The sequence below is a fragment of the Vibrio eleionomae genome (assembly GCF_009874545.1).
In the GTDB taxonomy this organism is placed as follows: domain Bacteria; phylum Pseudomonadota; class Gammaproteobacteria; order Enterobacterales; family Vibrionaceae; genus Vibrio; species Vibrio nitrifigilis.
In genome coordinates, this window is record NZ_WEKT01000043.1 from 1 (window position 1) to 22,674 (window position 22,674).

The following is a 22,674-nucleotide window of genomic DNA, read 5'->3' on the forward strand; positions in this document are numbered from 1 at the left end:
AATTATCATTAATATTCATTCTTTATATGTAGTAAATAATATCAGCACATTCGTTTGGATCACTAATAGCATAAAAGAAAGGTGGTTAGTGCTTAAGGCTACCTTGATTGTGGTAATGGAAAAAACGATGAGGAATGTTCTTCCTATTGCTGCTGTGGTAATGACTGCAAAACTTCAAGAACATTTTGGTCAACAATCCCTCTAGTTTAATACCTTGGGTGGTAACTATGTGTCAATAGTCGCTGCGTCAGCCGTACTGATTTTTAATCGTGAGCATGCGGATATTCTATTGCACGCATTACATGAAGTATTGAGTAGTTATACCCAAGTAACCTCAAAATGCTGTTTCAGCGAGAATGTATTCGCTCTTAGGCAAGGCACTGATTTGAAGACATAGTCATTCTACGTTAAAAATCAGTAACACAGCCTAGGAGCGAATAAAACTCGCCCTTCGGGAGCTCATCAACAAACCTATTTCTGCGCCCAATCACGTTAAAAGGGAATGACCATTCCTGCCGTGATTGAGCTTGACCTAGGCTCGTTGATGAAGCTCTGAATCCTGCATCTTGAGGTCATAAAACTCGCCCTTCGGGAGCTCATCAACAAACCTATTTCTGCGCCCAATCACGTTAAAAGGGAATGACCATTCCTGCCGTGATTGAGCTTGACCTAGGCTCGTTGATGAAGCTCTGAATCCTGCATCTTGAGGTCATTTGGGTATATACTTAATAAATTTATCAATTAATGATCTAAAACTTACCTAAAAAACAGCAGAGGTTATGCAAAGATAGGCTCTTAGATTTAGTCAGCAAGAACGATTTTAGTCGTATTGGTATTAACATCTTGAGAATGGATGTTAATACCAGAGCGTCAAACCGATTTGTACTCAAACAATTGTTCGTTATTGCTGAATTTTAGAAAGTCACTGTTCCCATATCGTTAAACGTTAGCTTTCGATATTAAGTCTTTGTTTAATTGTAGGAAGGGCCTTGTCGCCACTAAAGGTAGTGACATTTTTTAGCCAAGTATTAAGTAATTGAGGATGAGCTGATATCCATTTTTTTGCGGCTTCTTTAGCACTAATATCATTCTTATTCGCTTGGTTAATAATCTCGTTTTCCATATCAACATTAAAGGCGAGATTATGCAGTAAGGTATCGACATTTTTGCATTTGTTTCCAAACCCTTTTTTTGTCAAAGTTTGTATTTGCGCACTGCCGTAATTAGGCCCAAAGTATTTGTCCCCGCCACTCAAATAGCGAATGTCAAAATTGACGTTCATCGGATGTGGTTCCCATGCTAAAAACGCAATATATTTATGGCGCTTGATCGATCTTGAAACCTGAGACAACATTCCTTGTTCACTGGATTCGACGACCTGCCAATCGCCAAGCCCATAGTCATTTGAATTGATCATCGTTTTGAGATTTTCGTTTGCTGGTGATCCTGGTGCTATGCCATAAATTTTGTCACCAAATTTATCTGCAAACTTACTAAGGTCAGTAAAACTATGAACACCTGCTTGATAAACATAGTCGGGTACAGCTAGGGTGAATTTGACGCCGTCCAAGTTGGTGCGAACAACATCAACATTCGTGCGATATTTTTTAATGTATGCGTTCTGGGCTGGGAGCCAATTACCCATGAAAACATCTACTTTTCCTGTCTTTAAGCTTTCAAAACCGATAGGAACACTGAGCATGTACACTTGAGTTTTGTACCCTAGTCCTTCAAGTAGTGTTGTGACAACGCCATTGGTAGCGCCAATATCACTCCAACCAGGATCTGAAAATGTAATGGATTGACAAGATTGCGGCTCAGCGGCATAAGCAGAGAACTGCGTCATTAGGAGTGAGATGGTAAGCCCACTCTTCAAAATCGATTTGTTATTGTTTGCAAAAGTTTTAAATTTCATTTAATCGTCCTTAAATAATTGTCCATTTCTATCATTTAACTGTTTGGAAAATGTGCAAATGTCGGCTGGATGATTAGCCCTAATAATACTCGTTAATAATTGCTGTCATCAGAGTATGACCAGTGAGTGCGCTTAGGTTATGGCAATCTTCAGAATCAAACGAGTCACCACCTTTGGTTAGTCGGTGTGATTACGATTGAATTTCTGAAAAGAGAAGATGAATGCACTGTCATTTGATTTGCCATGATGAAGACTCTTTTAAGTTAAGCTGACATGAGTGTTTTCAACTTGTCATTGAATCTAACACAATGATTACATGGGCAAGAAGGTATTGTAAACGTGCTGAAAATTTATGCTATGCATAAGCTTATCTAATGTTATACAGGCAGGACATACCGAACTAACAGAATATCGTGTTTTTTTTTGGAGTTTTGGGCTATTGAGTTATACAACTGATTCCAAGTAATGGAGTTCAAAACCTTTGCAGTAAGTCAATCATGGTGTTTGATGATTTTTGGTTTGATAAGAAAAACTGCGCTTGTATGACATTACGGTCTTTTGAATGGAGCCGTTGATTGACACAATGATAAACGGAGATTATCAACATAGTTCTTAAGTCGGTTCAAAACTAAAAACTTATAAGTCGTAGTGTATATATTCAAATGACCTCAAGTGTCGAATTCATAGTCTATAGCAAGTTCAATCCCGAGAGGAATGGTCATTCCATTTCAACGTGAGTATATCCATAACCCATACGTGATAGAGGTAAATAGCAGCACTTGTCGTCTAAATGTTACCTTTCTGGCGTCGTATAGATCTTAGTCAATGGGCACAATATGAACGATAAATTGTATTGTTGAAAAGGGCGCAGTTATGTTGATGACAATCGTATTACATACACCTGTTTGGGTTTGGTTTTTACTGATGTATCTTTTTTATCGAGGTTACAAAGGCATGGCGGAGCAGAGGGTTGAATTTCGCTCTTTGTTACTCTTTCCTGTGGCTTTGATTTTGTTTGCTTTGGATGAACTTTATGGAAAATCCGCTTTATTCGTTGGGATCTGGTTATTGGCGGTATTAGTGGGAACTCTTTTGGGAATCTATCTATTTGGTCAGCAGATTGAACGTGCTTATCGCGATCAATTAGGGGCGCTGTGTCTATCTGGTCATGTGAATCTTATGATTGTGTTAATGGGTTTATTTATCGGGCATTATTTTGTATCTGTAATGCTTGTATTGCATCCAAACTGGTATTGGAATGCTGCCAAGATTTCATTAACAGGGATTGGATGTGGCATATTTTTGTTGCGGAACTGGAAACTCTTTCTTCAATATCATCATATTCGCTTGGCTCACTAATAATACACAATCAAGGTAGTTAGTGACTATGGCTACCTTGATTGTGGTAGATATCAGTTTATGCTTGATGAGCACTGTCCGATTCTAAAGGCGCCTTGTCTTCTGGCTCCGCAATTGTTTCTGGAGACAACTCTTCTACCGGGCGATTTGCGTGGTTATTGAACAGTAAACGTGTAATGTCTGGACGTGAATAGTGGCCGCAAGCATCCATTGAGTTTTTCGCTACACCGATCATACCAAGGTCGATGTCGGCATACATAATGCCTTCTTCTTTTTCTCCCAAAGGTTCGACTAACGGTGCGCCATCTGGGCCGAAGATGACGGTGTGACCACCTCCCGCACTAATGAGTTCATGTTTCTCTGGGGTATCACATAACAGTTCAATCATTTCATCAGAAACAATGGCAGAAGGAGCAATAACAAAACAGGCACCTTCAATGGCATACACCTTGTTGGTTGCGATGGCCATTTCATCACTGATGGCGTGAGCAAATTTATACGTCGAAAAACTTGGCCAAGAGGCCACGTGCACCTGCTCGTTTTGTGAAAACATCGCATATTTGGTTAAAGACAAGATGTTTTCCCAGCAGTTTAAAGCACCTAAACGACCGTGAGGCGTGTCGTGAACGGCGATATGGCTTCCGTCACCTTCACCAAATGCAGTACGTTCTGCGTGAGTAGGCTTGATTTTACGACGTTGGGCAATGGTGTCTCCGTCAGGACCTAATATCCATTGTGCGATGTAGAGCGAGCCGCCTTTACGTTCGGCTAAGCCAAGCACAACAGTGATATTGTATTCTTTCACGGCGCTACGAATCTGGTCGGCTTCTGAGCTATCGTAAGCTAATGCATTATCAAAGTACTTACGGATATAGCCTTTTTTGATCGCCATCGCAGGTGTATCAAGCCAAATCCACCATGGATAACCTGGAATCCATACTTCAGGAAAGGCAACTAACTTCGCACCATTTTCCGCCGCCTCTTTTATGTAAGCGATTGTTTTTGCAACAGCACCATCAAGATCTAAATAAGCCGGGGCAGCTTGAACTGCAGCGACTTTATAAGCAGGATGAGTTAACGACATGAGCAATTCCTTTTGTATATCGGGTCTGTAGTGACTATATCACTGACTACAAGAGGAAATTTGTACAAAATGGTACTGTTTTTAGGCTGGATTGGAACTGACGAATGTTGTGACAGAAAGGAAAAGGATGGGTAAATTAACGAGAGTTTACCCATTCTAAATCATGTCAAAACGTTAGGCGTATTGGAACGTTGTGATTAAATGATCTTCGTAGCGTTTCACGTCTTGTTCAATGGTTGGATTTTTGAAAATGTCATAGGTAGCAAAACCGTCCACAGATTCAAAACCGTTGAATTGATATGCTTTATGTAGCCACATAAACAGTTGATCGATATTGTGACCTTCGAAAAACTCTTCTTGATTAAAGGCATTTTCTGGTGCGTTGAGCGTGACAGAAACCAACAGTTTTTTCCCTGTAGTTAAACCACCAGAGCCATACGTTTTACTTGGATCGCTGCGGGTTCGACCATCATCTGCTGCCAATTTATCTCCTAACCCTGCATTGAATACCTCGTCGATGTACTTTTTGAACAGCCAAGGTGCTCCCATCCAGTACAATGGGGTTTGGACGATAACGATATCAGCCCAAAGGTGTTTTTCTACTTCTTCATTCGCATCGTAACCGTCATCAACCGTGGTTGTTTTGATGTCGTAATGAAGTGTGGACAAGGTATCGATAGCTACTTGGCTAAACAGTTGATTTAATTTTCCTTCAGCCCAGCCGTCATATTTTTGATGGGCGTTAATTACTAATGCTTTTTTCATAGTATGTCCGGTTTTATTCTGTTTTAAGGATGGCCCAAAGCCCTGATAACTAGTGTTATCGGGGCTTATTTTATAGGATCAAGGCAAGATTAAAGTTGTTGAGCTTGCCATTCAAAAATAACGAATTGAGCAATGCCGGCAACAACAAGAGGGTCTGTTTTTGCAGTTGCCTCAGCCTCTTCTAGAGAGTTAGCTTGAAAAACATAAGCGCCGCCTTGAACGTTGTTGTAGGGGCCAGCAAGACCCAGTCGGCCCTCGTCACGAAGTGCATAGAGATAGTTGTAGTGCTCCTGATAAAGTTCTTCAGAGGCATCGAATTCTCGGATCATATGTACTAAATAGCTATTCATAAATTTACTTCTCATTTTTTTGTGAATTTAGCGTCGGAGGCAGTGGACTGGCTACAGAGTGATGCCATTATGATTGTTTTCATCTCTGGATAAAATGGCATTTTTATGTTTACACTATCCAATATTTTGGATAATAAATTACGACTATGGATCAACTTCAATCATTAAAAGCATTTCAAAAAGTTGTTGAAAAAGGCGCATTTAATAGAGCGGCAGAAGCACTTGGAATGCCAACGTCCACAATAAGCAAAGCCGTGATGGATTTAGAAAAGCACCTAAAAGTGAAGTTATTGCATCGGACCACACGAAAAATCACCATCACTCAAGAGGGGATGGAATACTACGAACGTACTTATCAATTAATGAGTGAGTTGCAAGCGATTGACGCTGAAATTTCAGGGAAAAAGTATGCCCCAAGTGGACATTTAAGAATTGATTGCCAAGTGTCATTTGCCACATTACAACTTATTCCAGCGTTAAAAGATTTTCAGAGGCAATATCCCGATATTACCCTTGGTTTGGGAATTAATGATAGAACAGCTGATTTGATCGATGAAGGTATAGATTGCGTTATTCGATTAGGGGGACAGCAAATCCCAGGTATGGTCGAACGCAAGCTACTCGACTTAGAGTTTGTTACTAGTGCCTCTCCTGCTTTTATTGCCCAATATGGTATGCCTGACTCACCAAAATTGCTTGGAAAATCCTACCCCACGGTGGCTTATTTTCGGACCTCATCGACGAATTCTCTGCCGTTAATATATGAGCAAGGTTCTGAGAAAGTAGTGGTAGATCAAGCGAGTTATACCGCTAATAATGGTCGAGGTATTTTGGATATGGCCTTAAATGGACTTGGCATTATTCAGCATGAGCGGTTGTTTGCTGAGCCGTACATCACTCAAGGCAAGCTGGTAGAACTCTTTTCAGATTGGAAACAGCGCAGTATGCCACTCAATATTGTGTATCCTCCAAATCGCCATCAGAGCGCTCGGCTACAAGTATTTATTGATTGGATGATCGACACATTTCGCGCTTAGCGTTATGTGTATATTTACCAAACGATAGCAAAAAATTAGGCTCTAGTGAGCCTCTAGAACCTAATTCATCGTCGCTAATTATTTTGCTTGATTAGCACGGATATACTTGATGATCGCAGAGAAATCTTGCTCACCAAAGCCATCTTTAATAAAGTCTTCAAAGATATCGATAGTGTGATTGCCTAGCGGTGTGCATGCGTCACTGCTTTTCGCTGCATCTTGAGCAAGCCGTAAGTCCTTCAACAACATGGTCGCAGGAGCGCCCGGTTTGTAATTGTTATTAGATGGTGAAGTGGGTACTAACCCTGGAACCGGGCAGTAAGTAGTGAGTGCCCAACATTGTCCTGTTGATGTAGAGGCCACATCAAACAACGCTTCACTGGATAGTCCCAGTTTTTCCGCTAACGCAAAAGCTTCAGATACCGCAACAATGTTGATACCTAAGATCAGGTTGTTACAGATTTTGGCAGATTGGCCTGCGCCAGGACCACCACAGTTTACGGCTTTTTGTCCCATGATATCCAGTAAAGGCAGCACCACATCAATGGCATCTTGCTCTCCACCCACCATAAAGGTCAATTTTGCATTTTGCGCACCGGTAACACCACCCGAAACAGGGGCATCCACGCTCTTCACCCCGTGAGATTTAGCCAATTCATGGACCAGTTTCGATGTCTCTACATCTGCTGTTGATGTGTCAACCAATGTTGCCGTTGGTTTTACGTGGTCGATGATTTGTTCCCATACTTCTTTCACAAACTTGCCGTTTGGCAGCATGGTGAAAATGATGTCCGCAGAAGACGCCACATTAAGGAGTGAATCACTTGCTTGTACACCATTTTCTGTTGCGCGGGTAATCGCTTCTGGGTTTACATCAAAACCCACGACGTTATAGCCTGCTTTGGCTAGGTTGCTTGCCATTGGGCCACCCATGTTGCCCAAGCCGATAAAGCCGATTGTTAACTGTGTCATAATAAAACCGATAATTTAAATAAGTGTCTGCTCAGCACAAACCGCACTGAACTTAGAATTGATCGAAGGCATCAAATACTTTTGAGCCATACACAAATGCACCGCCAGCTGCGACAGTCATTGCTACTTGAATCGCTGCGCCCACTTCTTCACGTGTTGCACCTGCCAGTTTTGCTTGGCGAGCATGTGCCGCAATACAACCATCACACTGATGAGCAACAGAAACCGCAATTGCTATCAATTCTTTCGTTTTGTTATCAATGACGTCGTTAGAATGAGTTGCCGATTTCATGTCTTGAAAGGCTTTGATCATGTCTGGATTTGCCTGCTGCATTTTGACTGAGCTTTTACCAATATGTTTGAGGTATTCAGGCCATTGTTCTTCCACGATGTTCTCAGTTACTTGTATTGCTTTTAGTCAGTGAGTGACTGGTGTTTGCTTTGGGGGCTCGTTAAAACGAGCCCTCGAGGTGTAAATTAATTAGAAATCGCTTGCGACAGGAAGATCTAAGTTACGACCCCATTCATCCCAAGAACCGTCATAAACGGCCCAATCAGTATGGCCAACCAGTGTCATCCCTAACGCTAGGATACAGGCGGTAAGTCCTGAACCACATGACGCGATAACGGGTTTGTTAAAGTCGACACCAGCATCAAGGTAAAGCTGACGTAACTCTTCTTTAGGAAGCAGTTTTTTCGTTTCAGGATCCAACACGTTTGCCCAAGGTAGGTTAAGGCTATTTGGAATGCGACCTTGGCGCGTACCAGGGTAACGGTCTGCGTCTTTACCTTGCCAACGCGGAGTTGGGCGCGCATCAAGAATTTGATCGTGTTGGTTAGAGGCTTCAAGAACCTGTGGCCAAAGCGCCAACAACTCTTTGCGTTTACCCGGTGCTTTAAATTCTGCTTTTGCGTGCTCTTTTACGCCATTTTCGACGGGCAATTGTTCGGCTTGCCAAGCTGGGAAACCCCCATCAAGGATGACAACGTTGTCATAGCCATAAAAACGGAATAGCCACCAAACGCGAGCGGCACTGTATAAACCGCGCGTATCATAAGCAACAACAGTGGTGTTGTTGTCTATACCTAGGTTGCTTATTTCACGCTCAAAAATGTCTTGTGGTGGCACTTTACGTGGGCGAGGGTTTTCTGGATCAGAAATAACGTCTAAGTCAAAGAAGCGAGCACCTGGAATGTGTTCTTGGACAAATTCTTCTTTGGCACTGCGGCCAGTGTCTGGTAGATGAAATGTGCCATCCACCACAACAAGGTTGTTGTCATTGAGATGTTCATTTAACCATGATGCGGTAACTAAAGGATTTAAGTTTGACATGTTCCCTCCAAACTAATAGTGATTATTGAACGTTCATCAGTGTGTAGACACCAATGATCGCAAAAACGGTAACTGTCTTGATTAGCGTAATAACAAAGATGTCTTTGTAAGATTGACGATGTGTTAATCCACACACTAACAGTAACGTAATGATTGCGCCGTTATGTGGCAGGGTATCCATACCACCAGATGCCATGGATGAGATGCGATGCATTACGTCCATTGGGATGCCATATTGATGCGCAGCTTGTATAAATTGGTCAGATAAGGTCGCCAGTGTAATGCTCAAACCGGCTACCGCAGACCCTGTTAAACCGGATAATAAATTCACAGTGATCGCAGTATTGATCAGCGGTGATTCAAAAGAATTCAGGGCTCCAGTAGCAATGGCGAAGCCCGGTAACGCGCTAATAACGGCACCAAAGCCAAATTCGGATGCAGTATTCATTGAAGCAAGCATCGCCCCACTCACTGCTTTACTGGTATTTTCCTTTAACTGCGGAATAATTTTTGACCAGCTCACTGCCAATGTAAATAGGATGGCACTTGACAATGCAAGCATAACGGAACCGATACCACTTAATTTCTTTAATGACACCGTTACTGGTGAACTGCTGTCTGATAATTGCAGAACATAAGAGTTAGGCAATAAATCCGGCAATGAATTCGATAGTACATAGTTAACAACGAATACTAATGCTAACGGAATCAATGCAATAATTGGGTTTCCTAAGGACACTTTTTCTTGAGAAGAATGGTCAGGCTCGTTGATATGGTTTTCGCCATAACCCTCACCGTCACGTTTTGCGCAGCGTAAGCGCCAATTTAAGTAGGCAAAACCGCCACCAAAAATCATCAATGCACCTATTAACCCCATCCAAGGGGCTGCCCACACTGTGGTTCCATAAAATGTTGTTGGAATAATGTTTTGAATTTGTGGTGAACCAGGCAGTGCATCAATGGCATAGGTACAGGCGCCAAGCGCAATTGAAGCGGGTAATAAACGTTTAGGAATGCCCGCAGAGCGAAAGGCTTCTGCCGCAAATGGATAGACGGCAAATACAACGATAAAGACGGTGACACCGCCATAAGTCAGTAGTGTGGAAACCGTAATGACCATCAACATGGTGTATTTGGTGCCGAAGGTGCGAATGAAATAGCTCAAAATAGTATGAGCAAAACCAGAGACTTCCATTAGCTTGCCAAAGATAGCGCCAAGCATGAATACTGGAAAATAATTACTCAGAAATCCCACCATTTTGGGCATGAAAATGCCAAAGAATGCGGGACCTACAGCCGCTGGAGAGGTAAGTAACACCGCACCAAGTGCACATAGTGGTGCAATTAGAATAACGCTGTAACCTCGATATGCAAGATATATAAGAGTCAGCTGGGCGATAACAATAATGGCAAGATTCATTCAGCTAGTTCCAGTACAACGTGTTTATTAACCTTTTGGAAACTAGAATCCTACACCGATAAATATGCCATACCAATTAGTGTCTTAGGTTAACTTATAACTAAAAGTTATTTTAAAATTGGTACTATTAAAGATAAAGCCACTGGGGGGACCTAAGCGGATCAAACGCTAACTAGGTGAAAATCATACGTATAAGGTGGCGAATCTGTACGTTCGAAATAAAAGTGGATCAGTGGTTGGAGCGTAATATTCCACAAATTATGCTGAAAAACATTAGCATCAATTTTCCTCAAAGGATGGAAGATTGAATCTCGATAGTCATTGGTTACCGTTTTTCGTTCTTATTAATAAATGGGTAAGATCTGTAATTAACAGTTGCTACCTGCTCAGGAAAGCCTCAGAATGGCGCACTTTTCGCACTGGTAAATTAAGTGCGTCGTTCTTATAAATTTTAATTGAGTATCAATATGGGTTTTTCCTCGTTAGGGCTATCTGCTCCAATTCTTCAAGCCATCCAAGAGAAAGGCTATACCACGCCTTCTCCTATCCAAGCGCAAGCGATTCCTGCTGTATTAAAAGGCAATGATGTGATGGCAGCAGCGCAGACCGGGACAGGGAAAACAGCGGGCTTTACCTTACCGATACTTGAGCGTTTATCACATGGCCCAAGTGTTCGTGGTAATCAGGTCCGTGCATTGGTCTTAACCCCAACCAGAGAATTAGCCGCGCAAATTCAAGAAAACGTATTTACTTATAGTCGTCATTTGCCTTTGAGCAGTGCGGTGGTGTTTGGTGGCGTGAAAATTAACCCACAGATGCAGCGTTTACGTAAAGGGGCGGATGTATTAGTGGCAACGCCTGGTCGCTTACTAGACCTGTATAATCAAAAAGCACTCAAGTTCGATCAATTAGAAGTGTTAGTGCTGGATGAAGCCGATCGTATGCTAGACATGGGCTTTATTCGTGATATTCGTAAAATTTTGGCGTTATTACCTAAACAGCGTCAGAACTTGCTTTTCTCAGCCACTTTTTCTGATGAGATTCGTGCACTAGCAAAAGATTTGGTCAACGATCCCGTCGAGATCTCTGTTACGCCAGCTAACTCAACAGCAAAAACTGTAGAGCAGTGTGTATACCCTGCTGATGTGAAGAAAAAAGCCCCAATGCTGCTGCAACTGATCAAAGAAGGGAACTGGCACCAAGTTTTAGTATTTACCAGCACTAAGCGCGGCGCGAACCGTTTGGCTGAATACTTAACGGATAAAGGGGTCTCTTCCGCGGCGATTCATGGTAATAAGAGTCAAGGTGCTCGTACTAAAGCCTTGGCGAACTTTAAATCTGGTGAAGTCCGAGTGTTGGTTGCCACTGATATTGCAGCGCGTGGTATTGATATTCCTCAATTACCTCAAGTGGTTAACTTTGATCTACCAAAAGTAGCGGAAGATTATGTACACCGCATTGGCCGAACTGGACGTGCTGGTGAAAGCGGCAAAGCAATTTCATTTGTGAGTGCCATTGATGCGGATTTATTATTTGCGATTGAACGTTTGATCAAAAAGTTGCTGCCACGTATGGAACTGAAAGGTCACAAACCCACTAATCCCGTACCGGAAAAAGCATTAGATGCTCGACCAATCAAACCGAGAAAGCCTAAGAAACCGAAAAAACCAAAGGCGAAGCCGCAAGAAGGTCAGTCTGGTGAGGCTAACACGCAGGGGCAGGTGAAGAAAAAACGTCGCCCAAACAATGGAAAACCAACGGCTGCAGGCAAATCTGGCCAAGGTCGTCCTGCCAATAAATCGGGTCAACGTTCTGGTGATAACAAAGCCACTGGTGGCAACAAACCAGCAGGGCAGAAACGTCGCCGCGCACCACGTAAGCCACAGGCAGAAAAATAATACGTTATTTTCGGTAAAATAAATAAAGCTGACTTTCATAGTCAGCTTTTTTGTATTCTTTAGTTATATATAAATAATTTAATATTATTAATTCAAATAATAAATGCTCTTATTTTTTCATTTCTATGATTTGCATTAATCATTAATTAAAAAAGTGGATTGCATGGTGAAAAATACAATGGTAGTTTATCAGTTAAACGAAAAAATTTGACTAACTGATTGTTTTAATTATATCATGTTTAGTTATTGATCATATTTACTCCAATAATCATTAAATTTAACGCCGTTCTGCCAATAATAAATAATTTGAGTATACGATGTGTGATGCTTAACCCACATGGGTGAGTTGACTCTATTCCACTAGAAGAGAGAAATAGCAGCAATGGCAGATAAATATTTAAAAATCGTCATGAGAAAACAAACTACCCAGTTTTCCTTTCACTTTGAGACTAGCCACCGCTATTTCTTCTCTATGACCATGGCATAATTCATATGAACAACTCCTCAACAACAGATTCTTTGTCTGTTCATACTTCTTTTCGCTCTATTGGTGCGATGACATTTTTAATTGGTTTGACCTTTGTTGCCATTATCATTTCCTTTGTGGTTGGTCGATTCACGATTCCTCTCTCTGATTTTTGGGACGCATTAACTGGCCACGGTTTAGGCGCTTTGGTGCTACTTAAAGTGCGTTTACCGCGTATTGCTGCGGGGATGGCAATTGGTGCGTCGCTAGCGGTATCAGGCGCTACATACCAAGGCATATTTCGTAATCCAATGGTATCTCCTGCCATATTGGGCGCATCCTCTGGAGCAGGTTTGGGCGCTGCGATTGCAATTTTATGTTCCATGAGCTTTTTTATGGTGCAGGCCATGGCGTTTACGTTTGGAGTTGCGGCAGTACTGATTACCTATTTTGTCGGTAATGCGGTAGGACGAAATAACGACTCACTGCTCAGTTTAGTGTTAACCGGTATTGTGATTTCTGCACTCGCTTCCGCAATCATCTCGTTAACCAAATACCTTGGCGACCCAGAAGAAAAGCTTCCAGAAATCACCTTTTGGTTAATGGGGAGCCTTTCATCGGCGACGGTGTCCAATATGCTTTGGATGATTGCACCGTTAGTGGTGGGACTTGTACCGATTATTATGTTGCGCTGGCAACTTAACCTTTTATCTCTAGGAGATGAAGAGGCGTCGGCGTTAGGGGTTAATGTCAGTAAAGTGCGCGTTATTTTGATACTGGCTGCGACCTTGCTTACGGCGGTATCGGTGGCGGTGAGTGGTGTGATTGGCTGGATTGGCTTATTGATTCCTCATTTAGCTCGTATGTTAGTGGGGCCAAATCACCGCGTCTTGATTCCAGCCAGTATCTTTTTGGGTGGTTCTTATCTCATGCTAGTGGATGATTTGGCTCGTTCCCTGTTACCCATGGAAATCCCAATTGGGATTCTAACGTCATTGATCGGCGCTCCTTTCTTTCTCTATTTGATGGCACGTCGCAAAGGATTATAAGGAGTCAGACAGATGATGAAATTGTCGGTGCATGATCTGCAATGTGGGTATGGCCAAACAGTGATTGCTGAAAATATCTCGTTCTCCGTAACCAGTGGTGAAGTGCTGTGTATTCTTGGTCCTAATGGGGTCGGGAAGTCGACGCTGTTTAAATCGATGTTAAATTTAATCCCTAAGCTCGGGGGCGAGATTCGCATTAATGATGACAACATTGAGAGTTGGTCACGTAAACAGCTAGCGACAGTGTTGGGGTACGTGCCTCAAGCCAGTGCCACGCCGTTTCCATTTACGGTGCGAGAAATGGTAGCAATGGGGCGCACAGCCCACTTAGGTGCGTTTGCATTTCCGAGTAAACATGATTGGCAGTTGGTCGATGATGCCATGCATAAACTCGGTATTAGCCGTTTGGCTGAGCGACGTTTTCCAGAACTATCTGGTGGTGAAAAACAGATGGTGTTGATTGCGCGGGCCATTGCTCAAGCACCAGCGCTGCTTGCTATGGATGAACCGACTGCTAGCTTAGATTTTGGTAATCAAGTCGCTGTGTTGCGCCAAGTTCGCCAGCTTGCGAGTGAAGGGTTTGGCATCATTATGATCACGCATTCTCCAGAGCAAGCCTTTTTGTGTGCGTCAAAAGTATTGTTGTTCAGGCGAGATAAACCTTGTCTCTTTGGTTCCGTGGCTGAGATTGTCACCGAAGCCAATCTACGTGATGCCTATGGTGTCGATGTTCAAATTAACCAAATTGGTGAGAGAAACGGGCACCCCGTGCATTCGTGCACGCCAGTGGTATAAGTGAACCTTGCCAGATAATGGAGCGTAATTTATGTCTGCAAAGAAAGTGTTATTTCGTCAGCATGGAATGCTGAGAACAAAAGCGTTGGCAGCAGTGGCGTGTTTGTCCTGCTTATCTGTTGGTATGCCTGCAATGGCAGCGATCCAGCAAACGGTAACGGATGCCAGTAGTACTGCAGTAGCCGTCCCAGCACCTTCGCAGATTCATGCTATTGGTGATGCGTGGCCTGCGCATTTAGAAGTGTTATCGATGCTCGGAGCTGGAGCTAAAGTGGTGTCCTACGTGAACGTCGATACTCCAGAAAAACGTCCTTGGCTAGCGGTGGTGAACCCGCAAATGAAACAGGCATCTCCCGCGTTTACTAAAACAGACGTGAACGTAGAAGAAATGCTGAAAGATAAACCTGATGTGGTTTTCTCTATTGTTACCCCGCGTATGCGTACTAAATTGCAAGAATTGAATATCCCTAATGTTCAACTGACGTTTACTAACTTTAAAGAGTTGGAAAAAACCTTTGATTTAACCGCGAAGATCCTTGGTCCTGATGCGCAAAAACGCGCCGACGATTTTAACGCTTATCTAGAAGAAAAATTGCAACAGGTTCGCTCTTATACGTCCACTTTGCCTGAAAGTAAAAAGCCACGCGTATTGCATGTAGTGCACTTTAATCCGTTGACTATCGATGGCGGTCATTCGTTGATTGATGCTTGGATTAAAGCCGCTGGTGGCGTTAATGTTGCAGAAGATGTGCATGGCAGTTTAAAAGTGACGTCTAAAGAGCAGATGTTGGCGTGGAATCCTGATGTGATTATTTTTGGTGGCAGCGCAATGCCTGACCCAGCCACTCGCGCTAGTGAATTAAAAGCATTAGAAAGCGATCCGATGTGGGCAAGTGTTAATGCGGTGAAACATCACCAAGTGTATATCAATCCCAATGGCGCTTTTTTATGGGATCGTTACGGCGCAGAAACCGCATTACAAGTTCAGTGGGCGGCGAAAACGCTCCATCCTGAACATTTCAAAAATCTAGATATGGCAAAAGAAACAAAATCTTTCTACCACCGTTTTTTGAATTATGACCTAACAGATAAACAAGTGAATGAAATACTTCAGGATCTCCCACCCAAAACATTGTAAATAACGACGTTAATCATTATGGTAAGCCCTGCTTTTTTGAGTAGGGCTTATTTTATCCGTTCAAGATAAGCTTTACTTTGAAATCATAAATAAAATCAATAAATTAAAAAAGGTAAAATAATGAGAAGTAAAGCACTTCAACGTATCGTTATGTCTGCAGCTTTAATGGCGAGTTCTGTATTGGCGGCACCTACTTGGGCCAGTAGCGACATTTATGTTCAAGCATCTAAAGGGAGCTTCAATAATGAAGCAATAGCGAAACTGTTTGCCCAAAGACCGGCGCTTAAACACGACACCATTTATGCAGGAACACCTTTAAATGTTATGAAATCTGCCAGCGAGCATGATGCCTATGCGTTCAGTGCCGTGGAAAATACCACCATCAAAGGCCAACTGGTTCAGGCAACAGTCACCGCATTTGAGCACTATAAACCCACTGCGCTGCAAGCTTATGTGACGATGCCAATTGAAATGTGTGTGCTGATGAATAAAAAGGATGTTGCGGCTAACACACCAATCAGCTTGATTGCTTCTCACCCAGCAGCACTTAAACAAATTGACCGCTGGAAACACAGCATTAAAGGATTAAAAGAGCAGGCGATTCCGGCGGGTACTGCCGAATCTGCACGTCGAGTCGCACAAGGTGAGTTACCCTCTGGCACTGCCGCTATCGGCTCATGTGCATTAGCTTCTCTTTACACCAACTTATCGATTGTTGATAAAGGTGTGCAGGATAACCAAAATAACGCGACTGCTTTTATTATGATGAAAGTGACCAAACGCGATCACGCCATTAGCGAGCAAGCTGCCCGCAAAGCGTTATTTGCCGCTATCAAACAGGCTAAGCAAGTTGACCAGTTAACGCTGACAAAGTAGTGGGTTAGGTGATAGAACAGCCCCGCTATTGATATTTGGCCAGATTATCTGGCCATTTTTATTTTTAGTAGTGCGTCATCTACAGGGTAAATAAGTTGAAATCTTACTGTTATTATTAAATATGTAAACTTATAGAATTAAATCTAACAGAGTTTAGATACCCAATAGTACTGTAAGTGTCGATACCATAATATATATTGATATGTATGATGTATTTACACTTCATAGCATTAAAATCCATATTAACAACATAACTAATTGTTTTATATAATTTCCTCCTGTGGGCATATTTTATGCTTTAAATCAAAAAGTTGATTGGGGTAATAATAAAGGAACGAATATGAAGAGGTGGTTAAGTGTATTTGTGTTACTTATATTTTCCGGAATAGCTCAAGCAACCGTTATAAGTGGAGCGTCGGTTGAAAATAATATTTTAAGCTACACTGATGGTGATGCGGTTTATGAGTGGCTTCAATGGAATATAACGACTGAAATATCGGTGCAAGAGTTACTTGATAATATCATAGCGAACGATAGCAACCTCGTCATCAATGGTATTGACTACGGTTCTGGATGGTCAATAGCAACTACGTCAGATATGAAAGATTTATTGGACCAGTTCGGTTACGGAACAGATAATTCTTATTATTACAGTGATTCAGAGGCAAATTACTCAACGTTTACTGCAATGTTATCCTTACTTGGAGTGACGTTAAGTGATACTGGAGATGGTTATTTGGACATCGGAACCGCTGCTATTTTTGACGATGCTGATGACAATGACGATCTATACGGGATCATAGTGTTAGAAGGCATATCAGATAATTACGGCAGATTCTCTACTTATGAGTATATTGAAGCGGCAGAATCCGCATCCGGCTCATCCGCGTCACTAGGAATCGCGGTATTGCAAGTCAGTACTGTCCCTGAACCTAATATATTTGGCTTAATGTTTTTAGGTATAGGGTTAATTAGCATGGTGCAGTTTCGTCGCCACAAGGTGAGATAATCAACTAGTTTTCTAAAATGTGCCCATATCACCTTATAACGCTCCCTACACCTTCGCAGTTGTCCTAGCCTTGTATCTCTATGGTGGTGCCATCTGGCATTATCGCTATGGAAGAAAAAATGAAGAGATACACACCTTAATAACGGTGTGTGCCCCTGTTAAACGTTTAAAAATTAGCGTTTACTGCCCCAAACGCTAGTCGCGCTAACAGCTAAAATTGATAGCAGGATAAGTGACGATGCGGGAGCTAATATCACCCAATAGCTACGCTCTACGTAGGGCATGCCTTCGGAAAGAATACGGCCCCATTCTGGGCTTGGTGGCATAGCGCCCAAGCCAAGGAAACCCAGTGAAGCAAGAGCAAGTGCAATGCCCGGCACGCGCAACATGGCATGGCGTAGCAGTGGCTTAAATACCGCAGGAAGCAAGTAAAACACATTGCGTCTGAGTGGCCCAACCCCAATCATTGGCAGCATTTGCATGTAAGTGCGCGCTTTGACTTCTGTTGTCAAAGCGGCGGCGTGTGCGGCCAAAGGTGCCCAACTGACCAATATCACCGCTACACTTGCTCCCCAGATCCCCGCACCATAAATAGCGACAATTAATAACCCGGTAATCACCGGTGGTAGAGCATTGGCGATTTCAATTGGCCCCGCCATAAGGCGCGGAAATTGACCGACAACAAAGCCTATCACCAGACAAATCAGCGCGATGATGATGGCTAAAAAGCAGGTGTAAAAACTGCCATGGGCGACGCGAGCGAGAATGTCTCTGCCCATTGAATCGGCACCAAATGGTAGCGTAAGTGAAGGGGATGATAAGCGCATATGTTCGATAGCAAACGGATCGCGCGGTAAACCAAACACGATGACCAGCACCAACAATCCAAGACAAACCCAAGGGATAACTCGTGCAGAGCCGGTGACTTGAATGCTGTTTTCTTTGGGCTGAGGTAGCGCCCCTTGGCGCAGTGCACGACCCAAAATGAGCGCTTTAATCACATTGACTACGATACCGATGGTAAAGGCGAGCGACAAAATCAGCAAAATACCCAATTGCAGTGTCGGTACATCTTTGGCAATGGCAGCTCCAAGGGTAGCGCGACCAATGCCCGGAATCGCAAACACTTTTTCCACTGCAATGGCACCACCAGTCAGTGATACCACGACTAAACCAACCAAAGGCAGAATAGTGGCTAACGCTCGTTTAAGTACGGCAAAAGTAATATGACGACGACTAATACCCGCCACGCTCCAAGTCGCGACCCAAGGTTCGGTAAACACTTGAGCAATCGTATCTGAGAGTAAACGACCTAGATAACCACCGGCAGGAATCGCCATCGACAGTGCAGGTAACACCGCGTAGTGAAACCCTTGCCAGCCAAAAGGCGGAAACCAACGTAGCCACACAGCGCCGATGAGCAATAATACTGAAGCGAGCAAAAACTCGGGTAGGGCGGTGAACATAACCGCGATAACCCCTTGGCTACGGTATGCTTGCCCACGTAGTCCATAGCGAATAGTGGGAAGAGCAAGTGTTAGGGCGATGATGACTGCCCCACAAAAAGCGAGCCCCATTAATGTCAGAGAGACACTTGCGGCGTTGAGCATACCCCCTAAAATTGGGCGACCAGACACCCAAGAGCCACCAGGATCACCTTGCAATAAACCGTGTAACCACTGTGTCATCAATGCCCATGGCCCTTGATCGAGCCCCAAAGAAGCGCGAATGGCATTCAGTGTCTCTTCACTGGGATTTTGCTCTGCAGAGCGTGCGCGTAGCAAAGCCAGTGCAGGATCTTGCCCTGATAACCAAGGGAGGAGGGCAACTAATATCACCACTCCCCCCATGGTCACTATGCGTGACCCTAGCGAAGTTAGGCCAGACCAAGCGGCGATTGAACGTAAAAAAAGTCGTTTCATGGTTACACGGTTCTTACTGCAATTAATAGGTTACGATTGCGAATTACTTGACGTTTTTGATGTAGGTATGGCTATCAATCAAGGTGCGTTCACGAGGATCGCGAATGGCGCCAACCACTCGTTTCGATTCGCCTTGGATCACACGCTCGTGCAGCATCGGAATGGCCGCATCGCTGGCCAAAATCAAGTTCTCTGCTGCCATGATCGCTTTTTGGCGTTCAAGCCCGGCTGGTAGACTGCCTGCGACTTGCAGTGCTTGGTCGATCTCTGGTTGGCAAAGCTGCGCAATATTAAACGATCCTTTACAGCTAAAGTCGCTGTACATGTACGCCACTGGATCGCCAGAGTCCAATACGGTTGCTCGTGACAAAATAAACGCATCGAACTTGCCCGCTAGCGCATCCGATTCGATTTGTGAGTATTCACGAACATCTTGTTTAACGGTAAAGCCAGCTTTGTTTAACTGTTGTGCGAGGTAAACTGCCACTTCCGGTAGTTCAGTACGGTCGGTAAACGTCGCCAAGGTAATCGTGATGCCTTTGGGATCTGCAGGTGCGACCGTGTGTTCAACGGGTTGGCGCAACTTCGCCGCCCAAGGTAGTGCTGGACCTAATAGACCTTGGGCAATATCAGCACGTTTTTCATACACATTATTGACGATTTGCTCGCGATTAATGGCTTCGCGAACCGCAGCGCGTACTGCAGGATCTTTCATCACACCGTAACGGGTATTGAGATACAGGGTATTGGTGCGTGGCATAGGCACTTCATGAACTAACGAAGGGTCAAGCAGTGGCGCTTGCGATACCGGAATGGCTTCAACAATATCGGCGTTATCAGTGCGCAATGCAGCAGCACGAGCGATACCATCAGGAACAAAGTTCACGTCAATTCCAGATGCTTGTGCTTTCTCACCCCAGTAATCGTTAAAACGATTTAAGGTTGCTGAACTGGTGCCATTGACTGCAGTCAGTACAAACGGACCGGTTCCGGCAGTAATTGGATTAATCACACCGTTTGCTTGGTAGGCATTCGGTGACAAAATGGATAATTGCGGGCTGGTTAAACGCTGCGCCAAAAGAGGATCAGGTTTTGAACTGGTCACGATAACGGCGTGTTCACCATCGGCCTTAATGGTAAGGTTCATGCCATCAAGAATACGTGGTTTTGGGGTTGCCTTAGCGGCCACTTGCAGTGAGTTGACTACAGCCTTGGCATTAAATGGGCTGTGATCATGAAATTGCACGTTCGGACGAAGTTCGAAGCGCCATTCGGTTGGTGAAATCTGTTCCCATTTTGTTGCGAGTGCCGGAGCCAGATTGCCAGCTTGGTCTAAGATCACCAAGGTTTCGGCTGTGCTCCAACGGGACAACTTAAATGCATCATCACTCAGCGGCGTTAACCCTGAGCGTGGTGGCAATAACATGGCTAGCTTAATGCGATCTTGCGTTGCTTCTGTTGTACTCGCTTGTGAGACGGGTTTGTCGCTCGTCGAATCAAAACAACCCGACAATAAAGAGGCAGAGATGGCAACGCTAAGCAATGGCCACTGCTTTAATAGTTTCATTGATACTTCATCCTATAAGAATTACAAATTACGCGGAGCGCCTTTCGAAATGAGACGTTTCCAGCTCTATGCTAGGTACCGCCTCCAATAATTGTTGGGTATATGGGTGCTGTGGCGAAGTAAGCACCGCTTGGGTTGGGCGATCTTCAACAATCGCACCATGGTTCATCACCAAAAGTCGGTCACATAGCCCCGACACAATCGACATATCGTGGGTGACCAGTAAAAGTCCCATGTGGTTTTGTTGGCACACCTCAAGCAACAATGTTTTTATCTGCTCACGTAGGGGTAAATCCAAACCACTGGTTGGTTCGTCAGCCAGTAGAAAAGCAGGCTTTACCATTAGAGCTCGAGCTAACGCCACTCGTTGTGCTTGTCCGCCAGAAAGTTCGCCGGCTTTTTTATTCAGTGTTTCTTCTGTCAGTCCAACCTGCTTTAGGGCGTGAATGAGTTCGGATAACGTCACTTCGCGTTTTTTTAGGCGTTGTACTGGTTCAGCCAATACCTTTGCCACACTTTGCATCGGTGGCAGAGCATTTTGTGGATCTTGCGGTATGTATTGCACCTGTTCGCGATACCAATTCAACGAATGCCATAAGCGTTTACGAATAGGCTCTCCTTGGCAGGCGAGTTGTCCCGAGCTGGGTTGATTAACCCCTAAAATTAGCTTGAGCAAAGTAGATTTACCGCTCCCCGATGCGCCAACCAGTCCCACGCGTTCGTGTTGAGTGAAGGCTAACGTGAGATCGTGAATGATAGCCTGTTGATTGGGCGTAAAACTGACGTTGTTTAAGGTCAAAAATGGAGTATCAGCGTTCATGCATAAGCCCTTGTAGCTGAATTGTCTGCGGTGATATGAGATAAACGGCTGCTCTTAACCGCTTGAACCAAACTTTGGGTATAGGGGTGTTGAGGGTAACGAAGTAACTGGTGCATCGGAGCCTGTTCAACAATCTTGCCTTGATAAATAACGATTGCCCGATCGCACAGTTCGGCTGCCACATTAATGTCGTGAGTAATGAACAGCAATGACAGTGGGCTGCCGTGCAAATGCTCATCGTGAGCACACAGGTGCTGCGGACCACAGCACTGTTTCAGCAGCTCAATGACCTGCTTTTGACTTAGTACATCCAGTGCAGTGGTTGGCTCATCTGCCACCAATACATTGGCACCACTTAATAAGGCTAGAGCGATGCAGAGGCGCTGGCGCTGGCCTCCAGATAACTCAGAAGGCAGACGAGATAACAGATCCGACGTTGGGTCAATGTGCATTTGCGCCAGTACATCATGCAGCTCATGATTGGAACGGTTTTGTGTACTGAGCGAAAGCTGTTTTCCCACGCTCATGAGTGGGTTTAGGGCACTGAACGTATCTTGAAAAATGGTCGCGACCCGGCCTTGCGGCTGGCGTGCTAATACTGGTTTTGCTGTTACATCAATACCATTGATGTTAATTGAACCAGAAACATCACAATAGGGAGGCAGAGTCCCGTTAATAGCTTGTGCTGTTAACGATTTTCCTGACCCTGACGCACCGAGAAGACAGACCCGCTCGCCTTGCGATAACGAAAGGTTAATGTTTTCAACGAGAATTTGTCCATTGATTGAAATGGATAGATTGTCAACGGTCAGTATTGAACGGCTTGAATCAATTGGCTGCACAGGGATTTATACTTTCTAATTATGTAATGTCAATAATGTTATAACATAACAAAATGA

Annotated in this window: 21 protein-coding genes; 9 read left to right on the forward strand and 12 right to left on the reverse strand. The window is 43.9% G+C overall.

From position 1 onward, the window contains the following. Positions 1–205 (forward strand): hypothetical protein (locus F9817_RS24100; protein ID WP_237476283.1); only part of this gene is annotated, 205 nt, incomplete at its 5' end. Positions 206–946: 741 nt separating this feature from the next. On the opposite strand, the gene choX is transcribed toward F9817_RS24100, so the two are convergent. Beyond that, positions 947–1,915: a choline ABC transporter substrate-binding protein gene (choX, locus tag F9817_RS17705; protein ID WP_161157494.1), complete on the reverse strand. Its 969-nt coding sequence runs from the start codon at positions 1,913–1,915 to the stop codon at positions 947–949. Between the two features lie 873 nt (positions 1,916–2,788). Between choX and F9817_RS17710 the strand changes: the two genes are divergently transcribed. Further along, positions 2,789–3,274 carry a DUF6622 family protein gene (locus tag F9817_RS17710; protein ID WP_161157495.1) on the forward strand — a complete coding sequence of 162 codons (486 nt, stop codon included), beginning with the start codon at positions 2,789–2,791 and terminating at the stop codon, positions 3,272–3,274. A gap of 58 nt (positions 3,275–3,332) precedes the next feature. Here F9817_RS17710 and F9817_RS17715 read toward each other — a convergent pair whose 3' ends face one another. The 3 genes from F9817_RS17715 to F9817_RS17725 all read right to left on the reverse strand — a co-directional run bounded on the left by F9817_RS17715 (position 3,333) and on the right by F9817_RS17725 (position 5,473). Next, positions 3,333–4,358: a carbon-nitrogen hydrolase family protein gene (locus tag F9817_RS17715; protein WP_161157496.1), complete on the reverse strand. Its 1,026-nt coding sequence runs from the start codon at positions 4,356–4,358 to the stop codon at positions 3,333–3,335. 174 nt (positions 4,359–4,532) lie between these two features. Then, positions 4,533–5,123: an NAD(P)H-dependent oxidoreductase gene (locus F9817_RS17720; protein WP_161157497.1), complete on the reverse strand. Its 591-nt coding sequence runs from the start codon at positions 5,121–5,123 to the stop codon at positions 4,533–4,535. Between the two features lie 89 nt (positions 5,124–5,212). Next, the gene (locus F9817_RS17725; RefSeq protein ID WP_161157498.1) at positions 5,213–5,473 is read right to left on the reverse strand and encodes a YciI family protein; all 261 of its coding nucleotides are present in this window, start codon (positions 5,471–5,473) and stop codon (positions 5,213–5,215) included. Positions 5,474–5,619: 146 nt separating this feature from the next. On the opposite strand from F9817_RS17725, the gene F9817_RS17730 reads away from it, so the two are divergent. Further along, positions 5,620–6,510 carry a LysR family transcriptional regulator gene (locus F9817_RS17730; protein WP_161157499.1) on the forward strand — a complete coding sequence of 297 codons (891 nt, stop codon included), beginning with the start codon at positions 5,620–5,622 and terminating at the stop codon, positions 6,508–6,510. 78 nt (positions 6,511–6,588) lie between these two features. On the opposite strand, the gene mmsB is transcribed toward F9817_RS17730, so the two are convergent. From mmsB to F9817_RS17750, 4 genes are all read right to left on the reverse strand, one after another. Continuing rightward, positions 6,589–7,482 (reverse strand): 3-hydroxyisobutyrate dehydrogenase, encoded by an 894-nt coding sequence (gene mmsB, locus F9817_RS17735; protein WP_161157500.1) that lies wholly within the window; start codon positions 7,480–7,482, stop codon positions 6,589–6,591. Positions 7,483–7,534: 52 nt separating this feature from the next. Then, positions 7,535–7,870 carry a carboxymuconolactone decarboxylase family protein gene (locus F9817_RS17740; RefSeq protein WP_202436508.1) on the reverse strand — a complete coding sequence of 112 codons (336 nt, stop codon included), beginning with the start codon at positions 7,868–7,870 and terminating at the stop codon, positions 7,535–7,537. A gap of 93 nt (positions 7,871–7,963) precedes the next feature. Next, complete coding sequence (gene sseA / locus F9817_RS17745) at positions 7,964–8,815, reverse strand: 3-mercaptopyruvate sulfurtransferase (protein ID WP_161157501.1); 852 nt, start codon at positions 8,813–8,815, stop codon at positions 7,964–7,966. 22 nt (positions 8,816–8,837) lie between these two features. Then, positions 8,838–10,235 carry a GntP family permease gene (locus tag F9817_RS17750; RefSeq protein WP_161157502.1) on the reverse strand — a complete coding sequence of 466 codons (1,398 nt, stop codon included), beginning with the start codon at positions 10,233–10,235 and terminating at the stop codon, positions 8,838–8,840. A gap of 467 nt (positions 10,236–10,702) precedes the next feature. On the opposite strand from F9817_RS17750, the gene F9817_RS17755 reads away from it, so the two are divergent. The 6 genes from F9817_RS17755 to F9817_RS17780 all read left to right on the forward strand — a co-directional run bounded on the left by F9817_RS17755 (position 10,703) and on the right by F9817_RS17780 (position 17,466). Next, positions 10,703–12,133, forward strand: a complete 1,431-nt coding sequence (locus tag F9817_RS17755) for a DEAD/DEAH box helicase (RefSeq protein ID WP_161157503.1) — start codon at positions 10,703–10,705, stop codon at positions 12,131–12,133. A gap of 492 nt (positions 12,134–12,625) precedes the next feature. Next, positions 12,626–13,648: a FecCD family ABC transporter permease gene (locus F9817_RS17760; protein WP_161157504.1), complete on the forward strand. Its 1,023-nt coding sequence runs from the start codon at positions 12,626–12,628 to the stop codon at positions 13,646–13,648. A 12-nt stretch (positions 13,649–13,660) separates the two neighbouring features. Continuing rightward, positions 13,661–14,443 (forward strand): ABC transporter ATP-binding protein, encoded by a 783-nt coding sequence (locus F9817_RS17765; protein ID WP_202436509.1) that lies wholly within the window; start codon positions 13,661–13,663, stop codon positions 14,441–14,443. Positions 14,444–14,474: 31 nt separating this feature from the next. Next, complete coding sequence (locus F9817_RS17770) at positions 14,475–15,581, forward strand: ABC transporter substrate-binding protein (RefSeq protein WP_202436510.1); 1,107 nt, start codon at positions 14,475–14,477, stop codon at positions 15,579–15,581. Positions 15,582–15,701: 120 nt separating this feature from the next. Then, a complete protein-coding gene (locus F9817_RS17775) occupies positions 15,702–16,457 on the forward strand; it encodes a prephenate dehydratase domain-containing protein (protein ID WP_161157505.1) in 756 nt (251 codons plus the stop codon). A gap of 340 nt (positions 16,458–16,797) precedes the next feature. Continuing rightward, positions 16,798–17,466 (forward strand): PEP-CTERM sorting domain-containing protein, encoded by a 669-nt coding sequence (locus F9817_RS17780; protein ID WP_161157506.1) that lies wholly within the window; start codon positions 16,798–16,800, stop codon positions 17,464–17,466. Positions 17,467–17,639: 173 nt separating this feature from the next. On the opposite strand, the gene F9817_RS17785 is transcribed toward F9817_RS17780, so the two are convergent. The 4 genes from F9817_RS17785 to F9817_RS17800 are packed head-to-tail and all read right to left on the reverse strand — an operon-like array spanning position 17,640 to position 22,617. Then, positions 17,640–19,388 carry an ABC transporter permease subunit gene (locus F9817_RS17785; RefSeq protein WP_161157507.1) on the reverse strand — a complete coding sequence of 583 codons (1,749 nt, stop codon included), beginning with the start codon at positions 19,386–19,388 and terminating at the stop codon, positions 17,640–17,642. A 43-nt stretch (positions 19,389–19,431) separates the two neighbouring features. Beyond that, complete coding sequence (locus tag F9817_RS17790; protein ID WP_161157508.1) at positions 19,432–20,955, reverse strand: ABC transporter substrate-binding protein; 1,524 nt, start codon at positions 20,953–20,955, stop codon at positions 19,432–19,434. Between the two features lie 28 nt (positions 20,956–20,983). Next, complete coding sequence (locus F9817_RS17795; RefSeq protein ID WP_161157509.1) at positions 20,984–21,775, reverse strand: ABC transporter ATP-binding protein; 792 nt, start codon at positions 21,773–21,775, stop codon at positions 20,984–20,986. Further along, positions 21,772–22,617, reverse strand: coding sequence for an ATP-binding cassette domain-containing protein (locus F9817_RS17800; protein WP_161157510.1), 846 nt, complete (start codon positions 22,615–22,617; stop codon positions 21,772–21,774). The genes F9817_RS17795 and F9817_RS17800 overlap by 4 nt, the downstream gene beginning before the upstream one ends. Positions 22,618–22,674: the final 57 nt, after the last annotated feature.

Bases quoted from the DNA above. Each gene is read 5' to 3' on its own strand.
- F9817_RS17755 (WP_161157503.1), top strand. From the start codon at position 10,703: ATGGGTTTTTCCTCGTTAGGGCTATCTGCTCCAATTCTTCAAGCCATC.
- F9817_RS17750 (WP_161157502.1), bottom strand. From the start codon at position 10,235: ATGAATCTTGCCATTATTGTTATCGCCCAGCTGACTCTTATATATCTT.
- mmsB (WP_161157500.1), bottom strand. From the start codon at position 7,482: ATGACACAGTTAACAATCGGCTTTATCGGCTTGGGCAACATGGGTGGC.
- F9817_RS17765 (WP_202436509.1), top strand. From the start codon at position 13,661: ATGATGAAATTGTCGGTGCATGATCTGCAATGTGGGTATGGCCAAACA.
- choX (WP_161157494.1), bottom strand. From the start codon at position 1,915: ATGAAATTTAAAACTTTTGCAAACAATAACAAATCGATTTTGAAGAGT.
- F9817_RS17720 (WP_161157497.1), bottom strand. From the start codon at position 5,123: ATGAAAAAAGCATTAGTAATTAACGCCCATCAAAAATATGACGGCTGG.
- F9817_RS17730 (WP_161157499.1), top strand. From the start codon at position 5,620: ATGGATCAACTTCAATCATTAAAAGCATTTCAAAAAGTTGTTGAAAAA.
- F9817_RS17715 (WP_161157496.1), bottom strand. From the start codon at position 4,358: ATGTCGTTAACTCATCCTGCTTATAAAGTCGCTGCAGTTCAAGCTGCC.
- F9817_RS17775 (WP_161157505.1), top strand. From the start codon at position 15,702: ATGAGAAGTAAAGCACTTCAACGTATCGTTATGTCTGCAGCTTTAATG.
- sseA (WP_161157501.1), bottom strand. From the start codon at position 8,815: ATGTCAAACTTAAATCCTTTAGTTACCGCATCATGGTTAAATGAACAT.
- F9817_RS17710 (WP_161157495.1), top strand. From the start codon at position 2,789: ATGTTGATGACAATCGTATTACATACACCTGTTTGGGTTTGGTTTTTA.
- F9817_RS17770 (WP_202436510.1), top strand. From the start codon at position 14,475: ATGTCTGCAAAGAAAGTGTTATTTCGTCAGCATGGAATGCTGAGAACA.
- F9817_RS17790 (WP_161157508.1), bottom strand. From the start codon at position 20,955: ATGAAACTATTAAAGCAGTGGCCATTGCTTAGCGTTGCCATCTCTGCC.
- F9817_RS17780 (WP_161157506.1), top strand. From the start codon at position 16,798: ATGAAGAGGTGGTTAAGTGTATTTGTGTTACTTATATTTTCCGGAATA.
- F9817_RS17760 (WP_161157504.1), top strand. From the start codon at position 12,626: ATGAACAACTCCTCAACAACAGATTCTTTGTCTGTTCATACTTCTTTT.
- F9817_RS17785 (WP_161157507.1), bottom strand. From the start codon at position 19,388: ATGAAACGACTTTTTTTACGTTCAATCGCCGCTTGGTCTGGCCTAACT.
- F9817_RS17725 (WP_161157498.1), bottom strand. From the start codon at position 5,473: ATGAATAGCTATTTAGTACATATGATCCGAGAATTCGATGCCTCTGAA.
- F9817_RS17795 (WP_161157509.1), bottom strand. From the start codon at position 21,775: ATGAACGCTGATACTCCATTTTTGACCTTAAACAACGTCAGTTTTACG.